General features: G+C 34.7%; 2 protein-coding genes. Both read right to left on the bottom strand.

The window, feature by feature from the left end; genetic code table 11:
- Nucleotides 1-573 (bottom strand): hypothetical protein (locus tag SVZ03_07375; GenBank protein ID MDY6934026.1); only part of this gene is annotated, 573 nt, incomplete at its 3' end.
- A gap of 574 nt (nt 574-1,147) precedes the next feature.
- A partial coding sequence (locus SVZ03_07370) for an HD domain-containing phosphohydrolase (protein MDY6934025.1) occupies nt 1,148-2,064 on the bottom strand: 917 nt, incomplete at its 5' end.

Raw genomic sequence — 2,064 nt, 5'->3', positions numbered from 1 at the left:
CATTGTCCCGAATGTTAGCGGAGCTTCATATGGATCATCATCAAATTCATCATCGCCTGTTTCTGCAGTATTATTATAGTTTGTATATCCTGCAAGTAAATAGGGCTGAAGCATTGATATCATAGTTAGATTAACCTCAATGCTTACTCCATATGAAAAACCCTTAAAATTAGGCTTTGCGGATTTCTCATTATCAGCAATATCATTGGGTACAAAAGTAAATGCTGGCAGCATATCAAATGCAAACATATTCTCCTTTTCTTTTACTGTCCAAATAAACCCAAAGCCGACTCCACCAAAAATTCTGATTGTATCACCTTCCTCATGTATCTCCTGACTAAGTACGCCCCTTATTAAATAGCTGAACCTTTCTGTAATACCGCCACCGATTAAGAACTCCCCTGAAGGATATTTATTATCATTATCCCAATCATATCCGTAATATGCCTCAAAATCAGTAACAGGGCCTAATGAAAATACCTCAGTAGTATCTAACGCATATAGAAGAGACTGATCTGCAAACAGAGTCAACATAGTCATCAATATTAACCTTTTGATAATAAATCTATTCATTCAAACCTCATACCTATTTGAATAATACTCCATCATGTTGTAGAGAGGGTTATCAATAAGGGGTGAGGGACCCTACATGTCAACATCGCAATAATCTTTTTCAATATAATCTTCTTCAATGTTTTTCTTGAATATTACTTTTAATGGCCTCTTAGTCAAGCTATGTTTTAAAATTGAGTATTGATCCGAGCATATCCTTATTATTTTAGTAGATGAATCATTTACAAATTTAAATTTTCAGATAAGGTCAATCTCATGATAATCCTCTTCAAACATCAAGAATTGCAGGATCCATCCCTGGCTTTATCTACATGCTTCTTATATATCTCCATGATTATACTCATCATCTAATCCCTATATTTAAAAAGCAATAATAATTACTCAAGTTGACTAACTTTTTATTAACTACAAGCTAATGGAAGAGAAGCTTTTTGCAATTTAAGGAGGGGGTTGTTGATATTTTCATAGAACTTTCAAATTATGCATGTATTGTGGGCTGTCTTTTGCTTTAAATTGTCTTGTTAAATACCAACAACCCCCTCCTTCTGTATAATTATAGAGTAATTATATATTATTACTCATGTGTTCTATAAATTTCATTGAAATATTTCGGTGCAACCCTAATAAATGCATCCAGAACTTGAGGATCAAAATGATCTGGACTTGTCCTCCCGTCTCCCTCTGTTATTATCCTCATAACCTCATCATGACTAAGGGGTGGTTTATATGGCCTCTTACTTATCAGCGCATCATACTGATCACAAATTATTACTATCCTACCCTCAATTGGTATTTCTTCTCCCCTTAGTCCCTGTGGATAACCCGTGCCATCCCACCTTTCGTGATGATTTAAGGAAATAATCGATGCCATCTGGATATTGATCTGTGATGAATTTGAAAGCATCTTCTCTCCTATTGTTGTGTGTGTCTTCATTATCTCAAATTCTTCAACTGTTAGAGGACCTGGTTTAAGAAGTATGTCATCATGTATTCCTATCTTCCCAATATCATGTAATGTGCTTGCATAGCCTATTGTTTCAATAAAATCATCTGCCATATTCATGGCTTCTGCAATCTTTTTTGCATAAAGGCTAATTCTAGAAATGTGAGCTCCAGTATCAGTGTCTCTGAATTCAGCAACTGATGTCAAATGCTCAACGAATTCCCTATTTAATCTTTCAACCTTCCTCAACGTTTCTTCTAATTCTCTTGTTCTTTCACTTACAGTTTTTTCGAGTATCTCTGTATAGTTCTTTCTTATTTGAATAAGGTTGTTATATTCAACTGCCTTCTCTATCCTATTTATGAGGTATTCAGGTTTATAAGGCTTTGTGATGAAACCATAGGCCCCTCTATTTATTGCTTCAATTGCTACATCTATCTCTGCATATGCAGTCATTAGGATTACAGTGACATCTTGATTAAACTTGTGTATTAGCTCAAGCAGTTCTATCCCTGAAACATCAGGCATCATAATATCTGTTAATACAA

Source organism: Spirochaetota bacterium, assembly GCA_034190085.1.
GTDB lineage: Bacteria > Spirochaetota > UBA4802 > UBA4802 > JAFGDQ01 > JAXHTS01.
The sequence above is the reverse complement of the archived record's forward strand: the minus strand, read 5'-3'. Positions and strand labels throughout refer to the sequence as shown.